Source organism: Ruminiclostridium sufflavum DSM 19573 (assembly GCF_003208175.1).
Taxonomy (GTDB): domain Bacteria; phylum Bacillota; class Clostridia; order Acetivibrionales; family DSM-1351; genus Ruminiclostridium; species Ruminiclostridium sufflavum.
In genome coordinates this window covers 92,917-113,811 of sequence record NZ_QKMR01000006.1, presented here as the reverse complement: position 1 = coordinate 113,811, position 20,895 = coordinate 92,917, and the positions used below count along the sequence as shown (strand labels likewise).

Annotated in this window: 27 protein-coding genes; all 27 read right to left on the bottom strand. The window is 35.7% G+C overall.

The genetic code is table 11. From position 1 onward, the window contains the following. Window positions 1-17 precede the first annotated feature (17 nt). The 27 genes from LY28_RS06690 to LY28_RS06550 all read right to left on the bottom strand — a co-directional run bounded on the left by LY28_RS06690 (window position 18) and on the right by LY28_RS06550 (window position 20,829). Window positions 18-542, bottom strand: a complete 525-nt coding sequence (locus LY28_RS06690; protein WP_110461400.1) for a hypothetical protein — start codon at window positions 540-542, stop codon at window positions 18-20. Then, window positions 539-1,660 (bottom strand): hypothetical protein, encoded by a 1,122-nt coding sequence (locus tag LY28_RS06685; protein WP_110461399.1) that lies wholly within the window; start codon window positions 1,658-1,660, stop codon window positions 539-541. The genes LY28_RS06690 and LY28_RS06685 overlap by 4 nt, the downstream gene beginning before the upstream one ends. Window positions 1,661-1,663: 3 nt before the next feature. Then, the gene (locus tag LY28_RS06680; RefSeq protein WP_110461398.1) at window positions 1,664-3,382 is read right to left on the bottom strand and encodes a hypothetical protein; all 1,719 of its coding nucleotides are present in this window, start codon (window positions 3,380-3,382) and stop codon (window positions 1,664-1,666) included. Further along, window positions 3,382-5,550, bottom strand: coding sequence for a phage tail protein (locus LY28_RS06675; protein WP_133250180.1), 2,169 nt, complete (start codon window positions 5,548-5,550; stop codon window positions 3,382-3,384). The genes LY28_RS06680 and LY28_RS06675 overlap by 1 nt, the downstream gene beginning before the upstream one ends. Window positions 5,551-5,821: 271 nt before the next feature. After that, window positions 5,822-6,139 carry a hypothetical protein gene (locus tag LY28_RS06665; protein WP_110461395.1) on the bottom strand — a complete coding sequence of 106 codons (318 nt, stop codon included), beginning with the start codon at window positions 6,137-6,139 and terminating at the stop codon, window positions 5,822-5,824. 52 nt (window positions 6,140-6,191) lie between these two features. After that, window positions 6,192-6,740, bottom strand: coding sequence for a hypothetical protein (locus LY28_RS06660; protein ID WP_110461394.1), 549 nt, complete (start codon window positions 6,738-6,740; stop codon window positions 6,192-6,194). A 16-nt stretch (window positions 6,741-6,756) separates the two neighbouring features. Beyond that, window positions 6,757-7,074, bottom strand: coding sequence for a hypothetical protein (locus LY28_RS06655; protein ID WP_110461502.1), 318 nt, complete (start codon window positions 7,072-7,074; stop codon window positions 6,757-6,759). Then, window positions 7,058-7,459, bottom strand: coding sequence for a hypothetical protein (locus LY28_RS06650; RefSeq protein ID WP_110461393.1), 402 nt, complete (start codon window positions 7,457-7,459; stop codon window positions 7,058-7,060). The genes LY28_RS06655 and LY28_RS06650 overlap by 17 nt, the downstream gene beginning before the upstream one ends. A gap of 5 nt (window positions 7,460-7,464) precedes the next feature. Continuing rightward, entirely contained in the window at window positions 7,465-7,803 is a 339-nt protein-coding gene (locus LY28_RS06645) for a hypothetical protein (RefSeq protein ID WP_110461392.1), read from the bottom strand. Continuing rightward, on the bottom strand, window positions 7,800-8,078 hold the full coding sequence (locus tag LY28_RS06640; protein ID WP_242981173.1) for a hypothetical protein: 279 nt from the start codon (window positions 8,076-8,078) through the stop codon (window positions 7,800-7,802). The genes LY28_RS06645 and LY28_RS06640 overlap by 4 nt, the downstream gene beginning before the upstream one ends. A gap of 28 nt (window positions 8,079-8,106) precedes the next feature. After that, on the bottom strand, window positions 8,107-9,297 hold the full coding sequence (locus LY28_RS06635; RefSeq protein WP_110461390.1) for a phage major capsid protein: 1,191 nt from the start codon (window positions 9,295-9,297) through the stop codon (window positions 8,107-8,109). Further along, window positions 9,294-10,040, bottom strand: a complete 747-nt coding sequence (locus LY28_RS06630; RefSeq protein ID WP_110461389.1) for a head maturation protease, ClpP-related — start codon at window positions 10,038-10,040, stop codon at window positions 9,294-9,296. Before LY28_RS06630 ends, LY28_RS06635 begins: the two co-directional genes overlap by 4 nt. Continuing rightward, on the bottom strand, window positions 10,040-11,191 hold the full coding sequence (locus LY28_RS06625) for a phage portal protein (RefSeq protein ID WP_110461388.1): 1,152 nt from the start codon (window positions 11,189-11,191) through the stop codon (window positions 10,040-10,042). The genes LY28_RS06630 and LY28_RS06625 overlap by 1 nt, the downstream gene beginning before the upstream one ends. 53 nt (window positions 11,192-11,244) lie before the next feature. Beyond that, on the bottom strand, window positions 11,245-12,888 hold the full coding sequence (locus LY28_RS06620; RefSeq protein WP_110461387.1) for a terminase TerL endonuclease subunit: 1,644 nt from the start codon (window positions 12,886-12,888) through the stop codon (window positions 11,245-11,247). Beyond that, on the bottom strand, window positions 12,875-13,183 hold the full coding sequence (locus LY28_RS06615) for a P27 family phage terminase small subunit (protein WP_110461386.1): 309 nt from the start codon (window positions 13,181-13,183) through the stop codon (window positions 12,875-12,877). Before LY28_RS06615 ends, LY28_RS06620 begins: the two co-directional genes overlap by 14 nt. Window positions 13,184-13,324: 141 nt before the next feature. Next, window positions 13,325-13,645 carry an HNH endonuclease gene (locus tag LY28_RS06610; RefSeq protein WP_110461385.1) on the bottom strand — a complete coding sequence of 107 codons (321 nt, stop codon included), beginning with the start codon at window positions 13,643-13,645 and terminating at the stop codon, window positions 13,325-13,327. A 546-nt stretch (window positions 13,646-14,191) separates the two neighbouring features. Then, the gene (locus LY28_RS06605) at window positions 14,192-14,611 is read right to left on the bottom strand and encodes a hypothetical protein (protein ID WP_110461384.1); all 420 of its coding nucleotides are present in this window, start codon (window positions 14,609-14,611) and stop codon (window positions 14,192-14,194) included. Window positions 14,612-14,831: 220 nt separating this feature from the next. Then, window positions 14,832-15,269, bottom strand: coding sequence for an ArpU family phage packaging/lysis transcriptional regulator (locus tag LY28_RS06600; RefSeq protein WP_110461383.1), 438 nt, complete (start codon window positions 15,267-15,269; stop codon window positions 14,832-14,834). A gap of 14 nt (window positions 15,270-15,283) precedes the next feature. Then, window positions 15,284-16,411, bottom strand: a complete 1,128-nt coding sequence (locus LY28_RS06590; protein ID WP_207658060.1) for a ParB/RepB/Spo0J family partition protein — start codon at window positions 16,409-16,411, stop codon at window positions 15,284-15,286. Between the two features lie 37 nt (window positions 16,412-16,448). Continuing rightward, on the bottom strand, window positions 16,449-17,018 hold the full coding sequence (locus LY28_RS06585) for a class I SAM-dependent methyltransferase (protein WP_242981172.1): 570 nt from the start codon (window positions 17,016-17,018) through the stop codon (window positions 16,449-16,451). Between the two features lie 24 nt (window positions 17,019-17,042). Beyond that, entirely contained in the window at window positions 17,043-17,570 is a 528-nt protein-coding gene (locus LY28_RS19505) for a GNAT family N-acetyltransferase (protein ID WP_242981171.1), read from the bottom strand. Window positions 17,571-17,610: 40 nt separating this feature from the next. After that, window positions 17,611-17,973: an HNH endonuclease gene (locus tag LY28_RS06575; protein WP_165835513.1), complete on the bottom strand. Its 363-nt coding sequence runs from the start codon at window positions 17,971-17,973 to the stop codon at window positions 17,611-17,613. A 97-nt stretch (window positions 17,974-18,070) separates the two neighbouring features. Next, on the bottom strand, window positions 18,071-18,424 hold the full coding sequence (locus LY28_RS06570) for a hypothetical protein (protein WP_110461382.1): 354 nt from the start codon (window positions 18,422-18,424) through the stop codon (window positions 18,071-18,073). Continuing rightward, a complete protein-coding gene (locus tag LY28_RS06565) occupies window positions 18,411-19,187 on the bottom strand; it encodes a ParA family protein (RefSeq protein WP_110461381.1) in 777 nt (258 codons plus the stop codon). Before LY28_RS06565 ends, LY28_RS06570 begins: the two co-directional genes overlap by 14 nt. Beyond that, entirely contained in the window at window positions 19,184-19,525 is a 342-nt protein-coding gene (locus LY28_RS06560) for a DUF7768 domain-containing protein (protein WP_110461380.1), read from the bottom strand. Before LY28_RS06560 ends, LY28_RS06565 begins: the two co-directional genes overlap by 4 nt. Continuing rightward, complete coding sequence (locus tag LY28_RS06555) at window positions 19,518-19,910, bottom strand: VRR-NUC domain-containing protein (protein WP_340162532.1); 393 nt, start codon at window positions 19,908-19,910, stop codon at window positions 19,518-19,520. The genes LY28_RS06560 and LY28_RS06555 overlap by 8 nt, the downstream gene beginning before the upstream one ends. After that, window positions 19,879-20,829 carry a rolling circle replication-associated protein gene (locus LY28_RS06550; protein WP_110461379.1) on the bottom strand — a complete coding sequence of 317 codons (951 nt, stop codon included), beginning with the start codon at window positions 20,827-20,829 and terminating at the stop codon, window positions 19,879-19,881. The genes LY28_RS06555 and LY28_RS06550 overlap by 32 nt, the downstream gene beginning before the upstream one ends. Window positions 20,830-20,895 lie beyond the last annotated feature (66 nt).

Sequence of the window (20,895 nt, the reverse complement as noted above, 5' to 3'; positions counted from 1 at the left end):
TATTTAGCTCCCTTCCTTTAAACTAAGCCTAAGTCCTGCAATGCATTTAATATGTCTTTTAATTTGTTGTATGTATTAGTCATATCTTGCTTCATGTGGTTTAGCATATTTACCTCGTTACTGGAATATGTACTGTCTGGTGATTCCGTTGTTTGCAAACTGCTCATATCGCTAATACTCGTTTGGGTTCGTGCGGTACTGCCGAAAAATCCTAAATTACCCGATAAAGATGTTGTACCTGTAACGCTCAATGTAGTAAAATTACCAGTACTGCCACTTGAAGGAGTTGTGTTATAGCTAATTTTTCCTAAAATGACATGGCTTGAACTTGTAACAGCTAATAATACTCTATCGCCCACCGTTGGCATATATCCATCTAAATATGCATATTGTTTTTCACTTGCTGTTTCTTCTCCGTCAAATTGTATTTTGGCTGTACCGTTTGTAAATAAATCTGATACTATTCCTAATTTAAATACGGCCTGACTTTCTGCATCGCTTACTTGCTGTATAAACTGCGCTGAACTAGGCACATCACTCATATTTTTATCACCCTCCTTAAATTGTGGCTCATTTTGCCGCCAGCTTGTAACTCCATGCTCCAGCTTGTTTCCGTAAATTTTTCTTTAATATTTAATGTGGAATGCTCAACGTAGATGATATCCGAAAATGTATGATGTGGCATACAACAAGTAGAAAACATAAAACTTCCATAAATCTGACTATCGTTATACGCTAATCTTTTTACATATGCATCTAATGTATCTTGGTCGCTTATATCATTTATAGTTACAAATTTAGTTATTGTTCTATTTCTGTTTATTGTGCTTGTAATTGATGTAGGCAAATCATTTGTATACTTACTTGTAATTGGTATTTTCTCCGCGTTCGAAGCTGTTACAATCCATTTGTTAGGTACATTGAACACATCTAAAGTTTCCTGAACTCCATTACCGAATACACTTAAAAAGTCTGTTTTGTATGAATATTCAACCTCCCTCTGAGTTGGTAATATATAAGGCACCGAAGTAAAATATCCATTTTCATCAACCCAAACAGATGTATAATTTATTTCCATTAACAAACTATTTATTGCTTCCAGTTTTGTAGTACCGATTTCAAATTCTTTATCTACATTAATAACAGCAGCCGAATGAGTTATATTTATTTTGTTTATATTAGCAGAATTAAGTATAGTGTTTATTGCATCTGTATATAATGTATTGGCAGATATAATATATCTATTGTCAAACTTATCTTCTTTCAGTATTACCGAACTGTCATATGCTTCTACATCACGCCAAACATTTAAATAATCTTCTTTTCTTGTAGGACTGTATAATAAAAATACTCCCAAATTCCACTCAACGAAAGCATCATTAGGCATTCTCAACATAAATACAGGTTGAATTTTGTCATTTAACCAGTCTAAGTCCTTAAACTCTCCCTCTTTAAATCTAAAATTTGCTGTTCTTTTTATTTCCGCCAAAGAATCAAAATTAATTGTATTCCCTGAAGGTGTAGTAGATATTTCACCTATCTTATTTTCATGCTTGTTTAAGACATTGACTTTATATTTTATTTCTCTACCTCCGTTCCTGTAGTGAAGCTGATTAATAACATCGGCTTCACTATGTCCACCTAATGCTAAATTAAGCATCTATTACACCTCTACTTCCTCTTTGTAATCAACGGCATCTATTGTTAAATTTACAGTGTAGCCTATAACATTTTCTATAGCTGCATACCCTGTTATTTTTGCAAACATTTTACGTCTACTATCTTTGTAGAGTATAATGTTTTTTAGATTTATAATGCTATTAAGGTTTAGGAAATCCGCCTCTAAATCTACCCAAAAAGTCAAATAAATCTGATTATATTCAAATTCCGAAAATTCTGTTACTGAATATTTCCTTCCAGTAAAATAGTTTGTAGTATTAATTAAATTTTTTGTTATACTTTTATTTGGTTTGTCACCTAAATTATGTTTTACAACAAATACATTGTTGCAATCTAAAACCGATAGCATAACGGGATTTTGTATTGCCGGTGAATATATATCTAAAATATTGCTATCGTTATAGGCTTCATTAGAGTTAACGCAGCGTATAAAGTATTTATATTTTTTATTGCTTTCGATTGCATAGTCTGCAATTTCATTATTTGCAGTCTTTTTTATACAAATGTAATTATTTTTATGGTATTCCGATCTATATAACAATAAATAACTGTTATCTGCGATATTGCTTATAGCTGTAATATTGTAACTTTTTTTCACCAAAACCAATGTGGGTTTAGCCGGCTTTGTAGTGGTTATGGTAAAATTTGTACTTCCCCAGCCGCTCCATAAGTCATATTCATTTTTTACTCTTACTTGCGCGGTGTAGTCTCCATCTTCCAGAAACTCAGAGACTTTATGTAATTTGGTTGATATGCTGGCTACGTTTTCGGTATCAAATACTATATTGCTATTTCGCAATATTTGAAGCTGATATATTTGTTGATTGCTAGAAGTCCATAACACTGTAGGTCTTGCTGTTCCGCTTGTCACGCTAACTATGTTAGGTATTGCAGGACTGCCAATTGCATAAAATGTACTAATGTCGCTTTCTGGACTTGCTTCATCGTATTCGTTGTATGTTTTTACTTTCCAGTAAATATTCCCAGATGGCAAAGTATTAGCTGGCATATCATGATAATTGTTAGAGGTTGTTTGGCTTACTGTAGTCCATGTTGTCCCATTAGTGCTCCACAGTAAATTAAAAGATTTTTGAGTGCCGCCAACGCTACTATTATAATTCCAGCTAAACTTAATAGTTGTATTATTACTTATAAAATTACCAATTGGAGCTAGCGGTGTTGGTTGGTCTGGCGGTACATCTTCGTATATAACAGTCAGCATCGGTGGATTAGCACTGCCATATCCGGCAATTTCAAAATAATGTTCGTTGCTCTCAGCTGCAAAACTTACCACTTTTGCAGCTAAAACATTTAATGTATCTTCGTAAAAGGCCGGGATTGTAGCCCCATTATAAAAAGTTCTTGATTTGGTAGAACTATACCCATAGCCCTTAGTTGCATCGAATGTAAGCATAGACAGATTTACATCCGAATCGGTAGAACCAATATTTATCCTTGCCCAGTCGTTATAATAATTTACGCTGCTTACATAATATTTTAAAGTAATATTTGTAACTTTTTTTCTTATTGGCAAGGTGGAATCGTTAAATTTTGCATACCCTGTGTATCTTTTTACGGTTCCGGTCATGGTTGTGGGGTTTTGCCCTGTTTTTACTATGCTACTAGGGTAATTAGTATACCTATTGTCTGCATCTGTATAACAGCTGCCAACACAAGCCAATGTAATTGTATGCTGTGCCATTATGCTATTACCACCCTTCCCGCTCTATTAGTTTGGACTATGTTTTTAGTCATATTTACTACGTCTGTAAGTTCTTTTACATTTTTTGCATCTATTACAACACTGCCAATTTTATAAGTATCACCGCCATTATTTCCGCTTACAGAATAATCAGAGCTATCTCCAAATACATTGCCTGATTTAGGTAATAACGTTTTGTTCATGTTGACTGATACACTTTTTATTTCATCCTCGAATCCAACTCCAATACCTTGAGCCATGTATTTTCCTACTTCATCAGCTAAAACTCTGGATGGAGACTGTATCCCTAACGCTTCTTTTATATTGTCAACAATATTTCCTGCAAATCCCAAAATTTTATCTTTCAGCCATTTTGCAGTATTTTTTATACCCTCCCATATGCCCTTTACAATGTTTTCTCCCGTTTCTATCATCTTTTCAGGCAAGTCTTTAAACCAATCAATTATGCTTTTAACAAAATCAGGTATTTTTACTGTAAAGAAATCTATTATCCCTTGCACAAATTTATTTATAAATTCTCTGAATGCCTCACAATTATCATATAGCAGCTTAAATGCTCCTGCGAACGGATTCACTAATAGTAATAATAACCCTTGCCAATTATTTTTTACAAAATCTACAACTGCCCAAAATGCATCAACTACTGCATCTATAGCAGTTACTACCATTACCTTAATAGCCTCCCATATTAGGGTAATGGCCTCCCTAAAATTATCGTTTGTATTCCATAGCACTATTAATGCTGTTATAAGTCCTGCAATAAGTGCAACTATTAAAACAATCGGGTTAGCCACTAAAACTCCGTTAAATAATGCTTGTGCCACTGTAGCACCTTCTGTAGCTGCCTGAAATGCTTTTACTCCTTTTACTATGTCAGTAAGAGTAGTTGCTATTTGCCAAGTCACAAAACCTGCACCTATAGCCGCTACTAAAGATGTTACGGCATCACCATTTTTCAAAATTTCGGCTAACGCTTTTGTCAAGTCTGTTATTATAGGTTCAATTACCTTGCTTAACTCAACTAATGATTGATTAAGGTCATATTGTGCATTTGCACTTTCAACAAGATTAGAATTGCTTTTTCTGTATTCTTCGTTGACTTTTGCAAGTCCTGATTTGGCAAGAGTATCTAATATATATTCTTGTTCGGTTCCTGATTTAATTGCTCTTTTTAATCCTTTGTCAAAATCATCCACCGAAACACCTACCCTGCCTAACATTTCCTGAAATTGTCCGGTGGATTTACCTGTAGCAAGGGTTTCTTGCAAGCTATCCGCAAGGCTTTCAATTTTTAATGTGTCAGGGAACTTGATTACTGCACCTGATAATGCGTCTACAGCTTCTTGCAATTTGTTGCCTTTAAATCCCGCCTGAAATAGATTTGATAATGCTTCTATATTGCTATCTGATTCACCAGTAATTGCATTTAAATCTCTTAACGCATTATTGGTATCCTCCATGCTTACTCCTGCCACTTTTGCATTTGTTTCAAGCTTGGCAAAATCCTCACGAAATTCTTTTGTACTTTTTGTCAGTTCAATTATTTTTGTTATAGCCGCTTGTATTCCATTTGCAATAAGATTGCCAAATGCAACTGTCATTGCACCTAGTTTATTTTTTGAATTTTCACTTTCATCATTAAATTTCTTTGTGGAATTTGATGTTTTATCAAGGCCTTTTCTGGTTTCCTCAAGTGAATCATCAAGGCTTTTATAACCTTCTTTAAAATCATCCAGCATAGAATTTGCAGATTGCATTGTTTTATTTCCACGATTCAATGAGCTAAGAAAATTGCTTTCAGCTTCGGTTGCTTTTCTTAGCTCAGCTTCTGCGGAAATCAATTCCCTTTGAAACGCTCTATATTGTTCCTCTGAAATCTTTTTTAAATTAAAACTTTCTTCCACTTGCTTTTGCGCTTTCGCTAATATGTTTACCTTATCAGCAGTATTTTGCACTGCCTTAGTAAGTAATTCCTGTTTTTGTGCCAATAAAGCAGTATTTGTAGGATCTAATTTTAACAGCTTCTCAACTTGCCTAAGTTCTGATTGCAAGTCTCTGCTGTTTTTATTCACCCCTTGCAATGCCTTGTTTAAAGGTTCGGTATTCCCACCTATTTCAATTGTTATTCCCTTTATATTTCCTGCCAATATCATTACTCCTTTCCAAACCTCTCTCTTAATTTTGCTCTATCCGGTTTTGTTTGTTCCAATATCCAGCACCTATTTAAATATTTCTGTCCTTCCTCTGTCTGCATATATTTGTATATTACTGCATCCCGGAGTATTGCCTGATATGTAAATACATCAAGTTCATATATTTGAGCAAAATTAAAGCCGGTATAATCATATACCAGCTTTTCCTCAAGGTGATTTAAATTATAATGTCCCTCGTCTGTATCGTCAGGACAGCGAGGGATTCTTAGTTTGGGTTGTTTTTTACCTCCTTGAGCCAGCTTGTGTATTCTTTAAGAATTGCTTTGTACTGGTCTGTGTCAAGGTTTTCAATTATCTCATTTGGCACCTTGAAGCCAGTTTTATTCTTATTAAGGATTAAAGTTATAGCCTCCGACATTGCATTTTCATCATCCTTGTCCTTTGATAGAACGATTATTTTCTTTAAAGTTTTTATTTTTGGCGGTTCAACGTCGAGACTTATATCAAGTTCCTTGCCTTCATCATTTGTTACCGAAATACTAATATTAAAGTACCTTTTATTTATTGTGCTTATATCAAACATATTATTTTCACCCCTCAAAAATATTAAAGGGACATTCCTGTCCCCCTCAAAACTAACCTTCTGATACTTCCGGTATATCCTCGGTATATTTTATCAATGTACCTTCTGTATCATGCGGCAATGCTTTAAATTCAGCGTCAATTACCGTTTCCTTTTTTGAAAATGTAAGAGTAAATCCTTTCTGGTTTTGCCCCACAATTGTAACTCTTATATTTCCGTCAGCAGGATCTTCGTGGAGGAAATGAATGATATACTTTTTGCCATTATCGTTCCCTATTCCTCCGATTTTTACAGTTCTTTTGCCTCCTGTCTCGGTTACTCTTGCGGTACTGCAAAGCTTTTTAAGGGTATTGCCACACCATGTCATTATCCCGCTTTTCAATGTTGCCTCTTCCTCGGTAATAATTACTTTTGTAACTTTCCCCATATCGTCTTTTGCTTCATAAAAAGTAGGTTTATATTCTAAACTTGCCCCGCCTTGTATATAACCCAGCTGATTGTCGGTCACCTCTATTACCGCATCTTCTGGTATTGTTCCAGTAAACTCCATGCAAAAAAGCGAACCGCTTCCAAGTACTATTTTTTCTCCATCTGTAGACATATCCGTTAATTCCTTTCTATAATTTTTCTATTAAATTAAATTCGTACAACGTTTGAAAAAACATTTCTGTCTGTATCCATGCGCGGACTTTTGAATAATGTATTACTTTTCCATTCAATAGACCTTCAATCTTTTGCTCAGCTTCATTGTTAATTTTATCTGAGTACAATTCAACGCTTATCTGCCTGTCAGCTATACAATTTTTATTATCTGCACCACCAACCTCAGTATTGTCAACAAATATTATGTAGGGTTGTGCAGGAGGCTTTAGAAATCTTTCCTCGGCTACTTTATAACCAGTTGTCTCCAACCATGTTTTAACGTCTGTTAGCATCCTCTATTGCCTCCCTCGCCAGTTCTTCCATACGCTCTTGTGCTAATTCTTCGCCGTATTTTATATGCGGAAATGCTCCGGCTCTTCCGCCTTGACAAAGTGCATGCCCATTTTCAAGCAGGTGCGTTAGTCTATGTTGTCCATCTGCAACATACCAGGTTTTCCTTTTATCAAACTTACTCTCATACGATGTCTTTAGCCGAAAAGCTTTAACGTATTTGCCGCCCGGTCGTTGTTTAAAGGTTATATGATTTTTTATTTCTTGATTGACTTCATCTGCAACAATATCTACGGCTTTTTTTATTTCATCCGCTGCATTAGCTGAGTAGTTTTGAAGCTCCTCAGCTAATGCAGCTGCCAAGTCATTAATATTAATCAATTCCATTTTGTTTAACCTCCATGCATTTCGAGTTGTTTCAGAGTCAAATCAATACTCAGAGGGTTAGTGTCGTATTTATTTTGAATAAGTATGATATCATGCTTACCTCTGCCTCTTATCTCCAAAGTATCATGAGTATCAATATCAGGCACTTGCTGGATACGAATTACCGCATTAACCTCATCTTGTACTGCTCTGGCTGCAAACACACGATTAAACCCTAAAGCACGATCAGAAAAACCCAAACTTTGATATTTATATGTTTTATTTCCCTCTTCATCTTCCGTATAAATATCGCATACACCATCACTAAAGCTTGTAAAATCTATATTGTCTGTTTTAATTATCATTGGGTTGCCTCACTTTCAGTATTAACCTGACTATTTATGTGCAAGCTTAGTAATTCGGCCGAAAAATTCTTTTCAAACATTTCAAGGGCATGACTATTTGCATATCTGCAATAATCAAAAAGCAATGAGCGGGCTAAATCTTCCTGCGTAAAGTCAATAGACACGCCTGCAATAGTCTGCAAGCGTGTCATCCCTCTTTTTATTATTCCAGTAATGTTTTTGTCCGTTGCTTCATCCTGCCATGTGATATGCAGATAATTTTTAACATCATTCAATAAGTCCTCCGGCATTTAGATCACCTCTTTAAGCCTGTTCCTTAGTTTTAACTACATTTGTAACAGATACTTCAAGAGTGGCGGGAGTAAGTCCGCTTATATCTGCCAGAATAAAGGCATTATCGTCTAAAGCTCTGCCATTGCCATACATCTTTGTAAGGTACACCCTTTCATCATCAAGGAACTTGAATTCGTCAGAGTATTCTATTTTGCCGCCGCTTGTACCGGCTCCGATACCCATAAAGTACTTATCAGCCAATCCAAAAATAGCACTCCCTGATGCTACGGCAGAGGATTGTATTACCGTAGTGGGATACGGGAATACATCGTGCGAATATGTACCGTCTGCGGCTCTTACAGTAGTTGCCGGGAATACCTTAGTAAAATAATCCTGTGGGTTTACTATAAGTAATATATTATTTACGGGTCTTGTCTTGTCATTGGGGGCCTGCGCTAATTTTCCTGCAATGGCTCCATAGTTAACAGGGCTAAAGTTATTGACTGTAACGGGAGTTTTCTTCGGATAAACCCCGCCTGTTACAGTTACATCATCAGATACATCCCTGTCCATTCCAATAGGTTCATCCTTGCCAGTGCCTGTAACAATAGCCGTTTCAAGAGCTAAAGCGATAGCCTCGGATAAAACACCCCTTACATATGCATCAATCCATGTAGGGCCAACTGCAATCATATCCTTACTTATTGGCATAAATGCAGATAGCTTGCAAAGTGTAAGGTCAATTTTCCCAATGGTACCGCTCAATTCTTTTGTAATGGCTGAATTAATCGCCCCCCATACAGCAAGCTGAGCGCCCTGCTTGTTTACAATCATCTTCGTTAATATTGTAGTATTAGTAAAAGTTATTGCTGAAAGTAACGGGTGAGCCTCTTCGATATCAGCTATAACATTATCAATCACCGTCTCCGGATAAGCAGTATCAAGAGATGCAAAAGCCTGCCTTATGTCAGGAGCTTTCAGGGCATCAATTATGCCTTGATAAAACTTGTTTTCCTCACTGGTTAGCTGGTGAACTCCCCTTTTTGCTAGTATAGTGCTATCCGCTGTTTGCTGATAAGTCTTAAATTCTTCCATAACATTTTGCTGTACCGACTCGGCAAAAGTATTAAATGCCTGAGCAATTGCGTTTTCGTCTGTGCTTTTAAAAGCTGCGACTAAATTATCTCTTAATTCCTGTTGTATTAAGTCCTTTGATTTCATTTATTTTCATCCTCCAATTTTTTATTAAATGCTGCCATAAGCTTTTCAGCATTTGTTTTTTGTTGTTCAAATTTTTTCGGCACTTGAATTTTCATTTCAATTTGCTGAAGCTTATCCTTTATAGATTGTTCAAAACGCTGCTGTGCTTCTGTAATTTGTTTATCTTCCTTTCCTGCAATTTCATCACATAAACCATACTGTAAACATTGTTCAGCACTAAGCCATGTTTGTTCATCCAGTAGTTGGTTTAATGTTTCCTCGTTCAATTTGTCTCCGGCTTTGGTTAGATAGCTTGAACAGCTTGCCTTGTCGATTACCTCTACATCATTAGCCGCCTTTCTTAGCTCCTCTGCATTGCCGCAAATGGCCATTGAAGCATGATGTATCATCATTAGTGTATTGTTTCCCATAACTACCTTGTCAGCAGCCATAGCAATGACAGATGCAATTGAGCAAGCAAACCCATCTATGTATGCCGTTTTTTGAGCCAAGTGCCTTTTTAACTGATTGTATATGCCTAAACCTTCTTTCACATCGCCTCCATAAGAATTTATATAAATATTGATTTGGGTGATATTCGGATGTTGTTCCAACTGATTTTTGATGTAATTAGCGGAGGTTTGGCTTTCCTCTTTTTCACCTGTCCACCAATTCACGCTGTCACCTTTAACATAGTCATAAATGTATAAATCCATTGCATTAGGCTCTGCTGCCTGCTTAATCAAAAATATTGGTCCTCTCACTATTCCTCACCTCCTTTCGCTTCCTGAATGTCTGAATAGTTTTTAGTTATCCAGTGTTTTTTGCTCCAGTCTGTATTTAATGGAATATCACCTGCCTTTTCTCTTAACTCGTCAATGCTGTATCCACCACATGCAATAAGCTTGTCAAGCGATTCTGAGATAGAGAATATATCTATATGCTTAATACAGGTTGTATCCACCTTAATAAAAGAGCCTTTTAAAAAAGCACTTTTACCATATCTTTTGCGGTTGCCTTCCTCTCCTACCATATCCGCTAAAGGATCAATGCAAAATGTCAAAAAATTATCCGTTATTTTGTCTACGTCCGATATGTCTCCTCCAAGTAGGGAAGGGGGAATTTTAAAGGCTTGTGCAGTTTTGTCAAATTGTTCCTTCACAATTGCAGCTACATCAACCATATCGCTTGTGGATTTTTTATTTCCTTCTCCGTTTTGCTCATTGTATGTATATCCGTTTAGTAGTGGCAGTACTGCATTCTCAGATTCAAAATAGCTTTTAAATCTATTGTTCATCAAGTTATTAATGTTATCTTGAAAATTTTTATCGCCTAAGGCTGTGGAATTTATGTGCAACGTTCCTTTTCTTCCACCGCTACGCTTATATTTACCTATAGCCATATTTAATAAATTGTTATATCCGTTCATGAGTTCTGAGAGCAGACGTTTAACATCGTTATTGCTATATTTGAAATATAGGACTTCACTCATTTTAAAGGTTTTATCAAACTTCATTGTCCCCCTTACTACGTTTGAAAAAGTGTTTTCAAATACCGCATATTCTGTTTGTATAAAATCATCCGCAATAATTAACTGTCCGTTTATGTCCAAAATTAGGCATTCATTGTAATAAAGCAATTTTGAAATAAACTCCTGAATAAACTGCGTTGAGTTCTGGTTTTTATTCGGCTCAACATTCCAGATATAGTATTCATCGCCTTTAACCTCATTGCCGTTTAAATATGTTTTAAACTCACATTTACTTATTGCTCCGGCTATCAGGTTAATTGCAGAACATATGGCAAAGTCTTTAATCGCAAGCAGCACCTCTTGAGAGGCCTGAGCCTGTTGATTTATATATACTGTTGACTGGTCAACCCCGAAGAAGTCCTTTATCCAATCTATAAATTTCATTTTCTCACCTCCTTTCAAGGTATAATAAAAAGCCTTATTTCTAAGACTTATTTTTAATATGTATACACTCCAAAATCAAAATTAACCGTTTCGCCACTATCCTCTAAATTTCCACTTGCACACATAGCCGCAACAAAAGCTTTAAAACCATCTGTTTTCCTGCTTTTGGGTTCTATCTTTCCATATGTTATATTGCCTGCCTGTGAAGTTACCATACAAGTATTATTTGTGTACCACCTCATTAGCGGATTATCACCCCATGCAATATTGTGATTTACAAATAAACTATTTATTATTGGTGCTATAAGCATTTCATTGCTTGGCCTAGCTAGCATAATATTATTGGCTTCATTTTTATCTACATCAAAGCCGACATTTCTAAGGGATCTTGCCAGTAGTGTATAGCGGTAATTGTCCATGCCCAAAATAGTAATGTTGTATTTTTGTCCTTGTTCTTGTAACCATGCCGCCGGTATATCCGGTGACACCTCCGGGCCATCGACAAAGGTTAGTAACTTCATCTTCTCCCATTCTTTTAGCGGTGCCTTAATGCGGCCTAGATCATTACACTTTTTGCAAACCCATGTATGCGATAACCAGTAATATATTCCTTTGTATATAAAAAGTAGTCCTGCACAAACAAAGTCTGTTGTCTTAGCATAATCAATTCCCGCTACGCAGGTACATCCGGTTAGATCTGGCATGCTCTGGTTGGTTGCCAGTATATTTTCCCATGTTGTAACCTCTGCATCTTTATCACCTTGAGGCATGTTCATTCTTTTTGTCGCAAAAGAAGAGTTCCCTATTGGGTTTTGCAGATAGTCACCAAATTCAATATCAAGCTCGTGCTGTAGAGTTGGAAAGAAAGCTAAACTAGGGTTAGCTTTAGACCATTTTTTTTTATCTTTAATTTCGTCTTCGTTATCAAGCTTGCAAATAAAAGGCAATGTCCCGTTATCAGGCAACTCCATTCTTAAAATTGATTCACTTTTTGCTATTAAATCATCAAGCGGGCCTCCTCTTACATCTCCGTTTGTTGAAATAATCGTTCGCCTTGGGTGCGGTTTTTTACCTAAACCGGTTGTCGCAGTATCAACCAGCTTCATGCTTTCATAAGCATGATATTCGTCAAAATCAATTTTGCCCGGTCTGCCACCGTCTTTTGTCTTAACTCCACTGGTTCGGAATTTAAGTCTTGACTTGGTTTTTAGGTTAATAATCTCTTCTTTGTTCCAGTAAAAATGATTTTTGAGCTTTGTTTTATTGTCTTCCATCACATTGTATACATCTTCAAAAGTAGTTTTAGCCTGATCTTCCGACATTGCGAATATATCGATGAAATAATACTTAACCCCATTTACAGGGGTTAAAAGGCAAAAATCTTCAAACGCAAGGTAACCGTTTTTCCCAGCTCCGCGCCCCACTAAAACAAAAAGAACGGGCCATCTCAATTGCCCATCCTCCTTGTAAACACAGTTATGTAAGGTAAAACAAAGTTTTTCCCAAGCTAAAAGTTCAAACGGGAAATACTTTTGCAAAGCTAAATATTCCTCAAGCTGCTCCTTGTTTATGTAAAGTTTTTCTGATTTAAAAATCTGCTCTACATAATCGCATAATAATAATTGTTCTTTGCAAACCTCAAATTTTCCAGAGCGTACTAAATCTATATAATCTTTTATCTCTTTACAATTTATCATCGCCATCACTCATTACATTTTTAGTTGTTAATTCCAGTTCTTTGAGGATTGCAAGCTTTTGCTTATTGTAAGATATTGCATTTTTAACGGAGGGATTTTCTTTTTTAATAGAAACTCCTGATGCCGAAGTTGTTTCAAACATAAATCCACGTTCTTTTATATCTTTTTGCATAGCTTTTTCCTGATTCCAGTACCAAATATAGTCATCAATTAAACTATTAAAATGTTCAACGTTTGCTCCTTTATTTTTAAGTTGCTTTATCAGAGATTCCTTGATTTTCTTAGCACTTGCCATATTTATAATCCCTCCTTTTATTCCCTTGTTTTGTTATTTATGTTCTAATTTTTTCTCATGCGCGCGAGAAATCTGTTTTGTCTACCCTTCTACCCGTTCTTCCTGTGCTCAGAGTTTTTTCGCTTTTTTAGACCGGGGGTACTACCATCTTTCCTCATTTAACTGCGGTTTGCTTTTATTCTGTAGTTTCTCTGGATGTTCTAAATCGTGACAGCTATTGCATAGCGAAATAGTATTATCTATACTCAACGCCAACTCAGGATACTTCCTCACATGTTTTACGTGATGAACGCATTGTGCCGCACTAAACAACCCTTTAGCTTTGCATTTTTGACATTCGTTGTTGTCTCTTTGCAATGATTCATTTCTAATCTGTTCCCATAAACCTGAATTGTAAAATGCTTTTATATTTCTGTGCTCAATCAGCTTATTGATCCAGTGAACTAATTCATGTTTTGTCATTGTGTTTATCCTTTAAAAGAAAAAGACTTGAAGCAATTAACGCCGCAAGTCTTTGTATTAAACATTATTCTTTTATATTATTTTAGCATGAAGGGATGGATAAAACTTCCCTTGTTTTTATCATGTTTCTCCTTAATGTTATATGTTAACAAAAGTGCAACAACTCACGTTAATATACAAAAATCATTTTTTACATTCTTCTAAGCCATTTGTGCTATTATCCAGTGCTGATATCAGTAATTCATTTACATGTTCTGGAGGTGCTTTGTAATCGTTTACCAATATACCCTTAATCTTACCTATAGAATCACCACATGAAATATGACCTTCTATAATATCAATTAACGCACTCTCATTAAAATGTAACTCTTCAGGTTTATAAAGTTGTTATACGTTCTTTGTCTTTAACATTGCCTTAAAGAATAAAATAAAAAGGCTTGAAGCAAGTACGCTATAAGCCTTTTTATTAAAAATATTATTCTTTTATACTATTTTTAAATTATAAATCATCAAGGGATATTTACCATGTTTTCATACATTAAATCATTACAAAACCCCCATTGTAATTTGAGGTGGATTTCCAGGGACGATGGCCACGTTGGCAACCATTGTTTTTGAATAGATTGGACCAGATACTGTAGCATACCCAACAGATGTACTAAGTAGTCCGTTTCCATTAGTGATTTGAAGACCATATGTATAGCATCTATATCTAGAATCATTGACTGAACATGATAGATTTTCACTATAAATATGAATTTTATTATCAGTATAGTACCAAATAGTTACTTCAGCGGTAAATGTCGCAGTTACACCTTCTGCTACATAAAACTGTTCGGTATGTGTAAATGTCTGAGGATAATAACTTGCTGCACTTACCGTTGGAATGCTTACAATCATCAATGTCACAGCTATTAATATTGCTAACATGCTTTTAATTTGTACTTTCTTACACCACATGTACATAATAATACCTCCTATAATTTGATTTTAATATAGCTTAATAAGTTCTAAACCACAAAAAATAATATCATTATAATGTATTTATGTCAATATTTTTATTATTTTACATTTATTTGTTATTTGTCTTGATTTCCAAAAACCTATACGTCTGGGTGTGCACAAACTTTTAGCCTATGATTACTCCGTTTTAATTTTTTATTAGTTCCTATCAGACTAAAAACAACTAATATTCTTCAATCCCATACATATGTATAGTAAACTTATATAAAGCTTGGTCTTTAATTCTGTATATCTGGCTTTGTTCTACTCCCAACTCCTCAATTAATGTTCCAATATGGTCTTTTCTTCTATGAATAAAAAATCTGTCTAATACAAGCCTCTCCGTATTGTCTAGGGCTTGCAAACCCCTTTCTATAATTCCTAGTATTTTTCTATCTGCTTCAAGCAGAAAGTTAAGGCGTTCACGTTCTACTATATTGTCTAGCAGATAGTCCTCCCACTTACTACCGCCTCCATGTGCTGGAATCTTATCACTTCTATTTACCTTAATCCCTTCGAACTTTATTTCTAATGCTTCTATTCGTTCCTCTATGTTATATATGCTTGCCTTTAGTCCTTCATATTTCTTTAAGTCCTGTACTGCACAATCTGACCATCGCATATTCTAATCCCTCCCTATACTTCCTTAATACTCATAATCACATAATTTTCAGGTATTCCAAAATTGCCACCCTCTAATAGATAAATTACTTTAACATCTATAAACTGCCCTGTAGACTCCTCTTCCTTTGGTGAATATTCGAAAAGCCGTAATATATCTCCGTTCTTATAGCCTCTGTCATTTAGCCTGTATTCAAATGTCTTGATTCCTCTTCTAACTGCCTCAAATTGCTCTGGATATATTTTTAGTTTGTGGGTTATCTTGTATTCTGGCTTTATGGTGTCCGTTTCGGACACTTCTTTACTAAACATTGCTGTTTCTGCTACTCTCTCGGCTTCTACTGTTGCCTGCAGTACTCTTACCGTTGCATATTCTGCCTTTTTAACCGCTTTATCAATTTGCTTTTCAACATTATCTATAGCAGTTTGCTGTAATTCCTTTACCCTCTCCGCTATGTCTTTCGGCTTTACCTCTTCACCAGCTGCTGCGGAAGAGGCAACCGCTTTTTGTTCTTCTGGCTGTAATTTTGCTGTTTCATATGCGGCGGTTATACCCATATTGCCCGCCTTGAATTGTTCTTTTGCTTCATCAGTAAGGCTGGAACTTATCTTTTCCATTCTTGCAATTTGAGTAGGGCTTGTTGCTAGAAGCTCTGCTATAATATCTCTTATTTTGCCTTTAAGTTCTAAGCCATCCTCTTCCTTCGCCCTTATTAATGCTGCTTTTAGCCTCTTCGCCTGTTCCATTTCCTCATATGGTGTAAGCTTTCTATTCAGGGCATTGCCCATAATTAATGATAGCTCTAGGATTGCCGGTGTCATTTCTTTGTAAAGGTATCTTATCTTAGCATCCCTGTTAAGCTCACCACGCTCAATATTTAGAATATTAGCTGCATTTCTCCTGTGCCCGCTTATTATTTTGTACTCATCATTTGTATATGCTAATACTGTCGGCTGCTGCTGCCCTACTGTTAAAAAAGCATCTGCCAGCTCTTCTATATTTTCTTGTGAATAAAAATTACTCTCTGTCGGTTTTACTTCATATGGGCTTAAAAATATCTCTTTAAAATCCGTTGATACTTCATCTGATTTAGCAGAGCTGTTCATAATATCCAAAAAACTAAATTTCTTTGCTTGTACCATAATAAAGCCCTCCTTTGCTTTTTCTTATATTGCCAAACTAAATAACCTTTAATTTTGTATAATCCGGATAATAGCTTTTTCTCCATACCATATGACAGTACTCAATCGAATCTGTTTTCCCGTTGTCAGTAAACCCAATTCTTTTATGATGAACGAAGCAATGTTCCGGCATAAAATTATTCCAAAATGGTTTCCTGTCTTTGCTCCCATAATAGTTTAATCTCAGTAACATAACGACTAACCCACCGTCTTTTACATCATCCAGAGCCTTTTTAATAATATCAAGGGCTATACAAAATGGAGGATTAGTTATTATTAAATCGTATTTGCCAAAACAGTCTGTTTCAAGATAATCAGCTTTTATATCTGCCCTTGAATCTTCCCTAATATCAATAGTCGTTATATCGTTGTTGTAAGCCTTTATTGCTTCTGGATAACTCATTGTATGTTCTTCATCCCCTCCGGCACAGGGATCTAAAATATTGCCGTAATTAAGATGATATCCATAGAGTTTGTTAAATTCAATTAAAAACCTTTCTATTTCAATTACAGGCGTTCTGTAATAATCTGCTTCATTTCTTACCATGCTTCTATTTGTACTACTCAAAATTCCACCTCTTATCCTTTAATATTAATCCATCCCCTGCTGCACACCTTTCGTCATTTGTGATTCAAAATCACATTTAAATATCTCATATTCTTTTTCATCTCTAAGCGTTCCATCAGCCATCATTGTTGCTTCTTTTTTAATGCCAACAACCCTTCCACCATATTTTGAAATGATTCTGTCATATAATTTTTCTGCCGGATTCCCGACAATGACATACCATTCAATTTTGCGGAATTTGTGCTTTGTGAACAATTCATACAAAAATTGGTAAAAGTCTTTTGAAAATGTCACGTTCACATTACCGAAGTTGATAGCACCAATGCTTGAAACCTTGTTCGATTGTCTGTCAATATGGGCACCGAAGTATCCAAGAATGTTGTCATTGTTCCCAACACTGACCATCTGAATATTATCCCAAGAACTACTGTCAAGTTCGACCTTGTAACTCCACCAAATATCACCACTGTAAAATTGATACTTGTCTTTGAAAGCAATAGACTGCCAAACATGATTTAACTTCTCTTGATATGAGAATGCCAATTTTAACATTTATCTTCACCTCTAAGTTGTTTAATATTTGTATCATTTCTTAGCGATTTGTAACTATCTTTTCAAAATAAAATTTCCCATCAAACGGCTTGATATTTATAATTCCGTGGTCTATTCCTACTCTTACTATGTAAAGTTTGGATATGCGTTTATGCAGCGTACTCATGGATTCTCTAAAGGCTTCTAAGTTATCTGCTCGTTTATAATGGTTACACATGCGACAAGATGGATTAAAATTCTTGATATTGTTTAATTCCTCCTGAGTTTTTGCCCTATCCCAATTTCTTAATGGTTCAATGTGGTCTACTTGCATATCTTTTAAAGCAATTTCTTTCCCACAGTACGCACAATGTCCGTTATATTTTTCATAAATTTTTTGCCTATCTGATTTTTTTATTGCCATAATTCGCCCTCACTCTTTATTTGTTTAGTAATTGCTTTCTTTCAGCCAATCCACGCCTGCCATATTGGAATCTTTATTTATTTGTTTCATGGATCACTTAAACATCAATTTCAATTAACTGGTCAGGCTCATAGGCAAAATTAGCTCCGGGATGTCTTGCTAATATTCTGTCAAATATGACTTGCAGTTCTGATATATCCTCTTCCGTTATATCTGCCTTTATGTTATAGTCCCAGTCATCATACATTCCATTACACTGTTCGTCTTCAATAGCAGCTTCTAAAATTTCTTTAGCATCAAATTTCGCATAAATTGTTGTTGTCGTATATATTTCCTTATCTTTATAAAGTTCTAAATCATTCAAAATATCTTCCACAGTGTTTACAGTATAATTGCCTTCAACCAAAACCACATCATCTTTTTCAAGTTCCGATATTTTAATTTTTTCCATAAGTAACCTCACTTTCATACTCTTTTATAAATTTTTTATAGTCTATAGCTACTGCACTCCTGGGGCTATATTCTTGTACTGCTTTGTGAAAAAATATGCTCTCTGTCGCTTTGTCGCTATACCTTATCTTTGTATCAAATATTTTGTAATTGCTTTCTTTCAGCCAATCAACGCCTGCTATATTGGAATCGTTCTTTTTATAGTTTGTAACTAAAGCTCCCGCAAAGCGTATTTTCTCGTTAAGGGCTTTGGCGTTTTCTATCTGCTCTATGATAATGTCTAAACCCTCTAAAGCCCATTCGTCAATTTTTATCGGAACTATAACATCATCCGTAATTATTAAGGCATTTATAACATTCAGTCCCATATCCGGAGGATTATCAATAATCATGTAATCATATCCCGCCTTTTCTGCCTGCTGTATTATCCTTTTAAATCTTAAATGCTGGTCACTTGCCGTTGTTTTTGTAACTTCAAGTGTTGCAGTTAAAAGGCTCATATTCGCATTTATTATGTACTGATTTTTGTACTGGGTTTCCTCTTCCAGCGTTTTCAATATAGGCTGGTATGTACTTAGTAATTTAGCTGCAGCACATTCCTCTGTATTGCTATATACCTTATAAAATTTAGATAAATTGCCCTGCTTGTCATTATCCAGTAAAAGAACTTTCTTTCCTTCAAGTTGTAAGCCATATGCCATTTGTATGGCTGTAAAGGTTTTACCCACTCCGCCTTTCAAGTTTATAATGCTAATTGTTTTCATTCTGCTGCCCCCTCCGTTCCACCGGCATGTAAAACTGTTTTTACCGGTATATTTATTTGCCTTGCTAATTCAATCTCTCCCTGCATCCCTTTGCTTATAACATTTCCGAACACCCATGCTTCATCACAACGCTTTACAAGCTCAAGCCCTAAAGATAATGCTGTTTCCCTCTCCTGCTGCACTTTATCGTTAAGCATTCCGTTAAATGCAACATGCGGAGCTATAGGAATGTGCCCCATAATTAAAACAGTCTTGCAATGCTCTTTTGCTTTTGTTATGTTTTCTTCTATATCTCCCTTAACCGGAGAACATACATAAATCAGCTTTTGTTTATACATTTGCACTGCCTCCATTTTTCAAATAATTTGTGATTACTTTTGAGGCTTTCTCCCATCCGTAACAAACTGCTGTAAAATATCCGTTACTGTCTAACGCCTCTAACCATTCGTCCTGTTTTTCTGTAGTTATGTTTCGACCTGCCTTTAGTTCAATATACAAGCCATGATATACGCCCCTCGGCACCGGCAAGCATATATCCGGTACTCCTGCTTTTACTCCCTCTGCTTTGAGCCTCTTCGCCGTTGTAATATTCCTCTTCCCGCCGTTCGGTATATGATACATTAGTTCAAGCTCTGGCATAGCCCCGGAGGATAAGGCAGCCCATCTAAATAAATATATTTGCTCTACACTCTCACTTGCTGTCGGTACTTTGCTCTTTGCCAATTTCTAAGCCTCCCCTGCTTTTCCGATTTTCTTTCCTCTTCTGAGGCCTGTCCCTCTGCCGCATCCTTACATACAGATAAGCCCCGCTTACAAATTTGCTGTATTTTATATCAATGTCATTAAATATGTAGCCCTCATATAACTTTTCGAATATGTCACTTGCTATATTTTGGTTTTTTGCTATCTTCTCTGCTTCCCTCTTTGTCATTTTGTTGTCTGCTATAGTAAGCTTTGAATACTTTTTTAGATTTCTGCTGGTTGTATATCTTTTTGAGTTTTTAGGATCTTTTGTTATGTATCTTGCCATTCCTTCTAAGCCGTAATCATCAGGCTGCAATCTTCTGGTTTGTGTCCTCCCTCCCTTATCCCAAATTTCCTCCGCCGTGTCTCTGCCCCTGAAATTCATTATTATGTGATGGTGCACCCGCTTCTTACCTTTCTTCTCATCCTCTTCATACTCTGTTACATAAATATATTTAAGAGCTGGAAGTTTATTTTTTCTTACATATCTGTTTAGCCGCCTTATGTAATTTTGCATATCCTTTTTTGCCTGCTCCGCACTGCCCGGTAAATGTTCGTTGTCGTATGTGAAGGTAGCCCATATATCTTCATTGGTAAAATTAGTATTTATTTGCCTTATAACTTTTTTCTTTGCATTTTTGTCATTCAGATTTTTTTGTGCTTCTCGGCTGGGCTTCTTTTTACCAATCCCGATATCTTTATTGCCTGTTTTCCAGATAGGGTATATTTCACATTCCAACATCTGACCGCACTTTATTGTTTTTACTCTATATTTCTTAATATTTTTATCTCTCAGAGCTTCTATCTGTTCCTCTATGCTATCCTCAATATTTTTCTCATATTGGATTGTATAAAGTTCCTCATAATTTTCTAAGATATAGCTGTTACTATACGGCACATATTTAACCCCCTTTAAGTCAATAATTTTAGTGTCATATTAATTAGCTAATAATGGTAAATATTT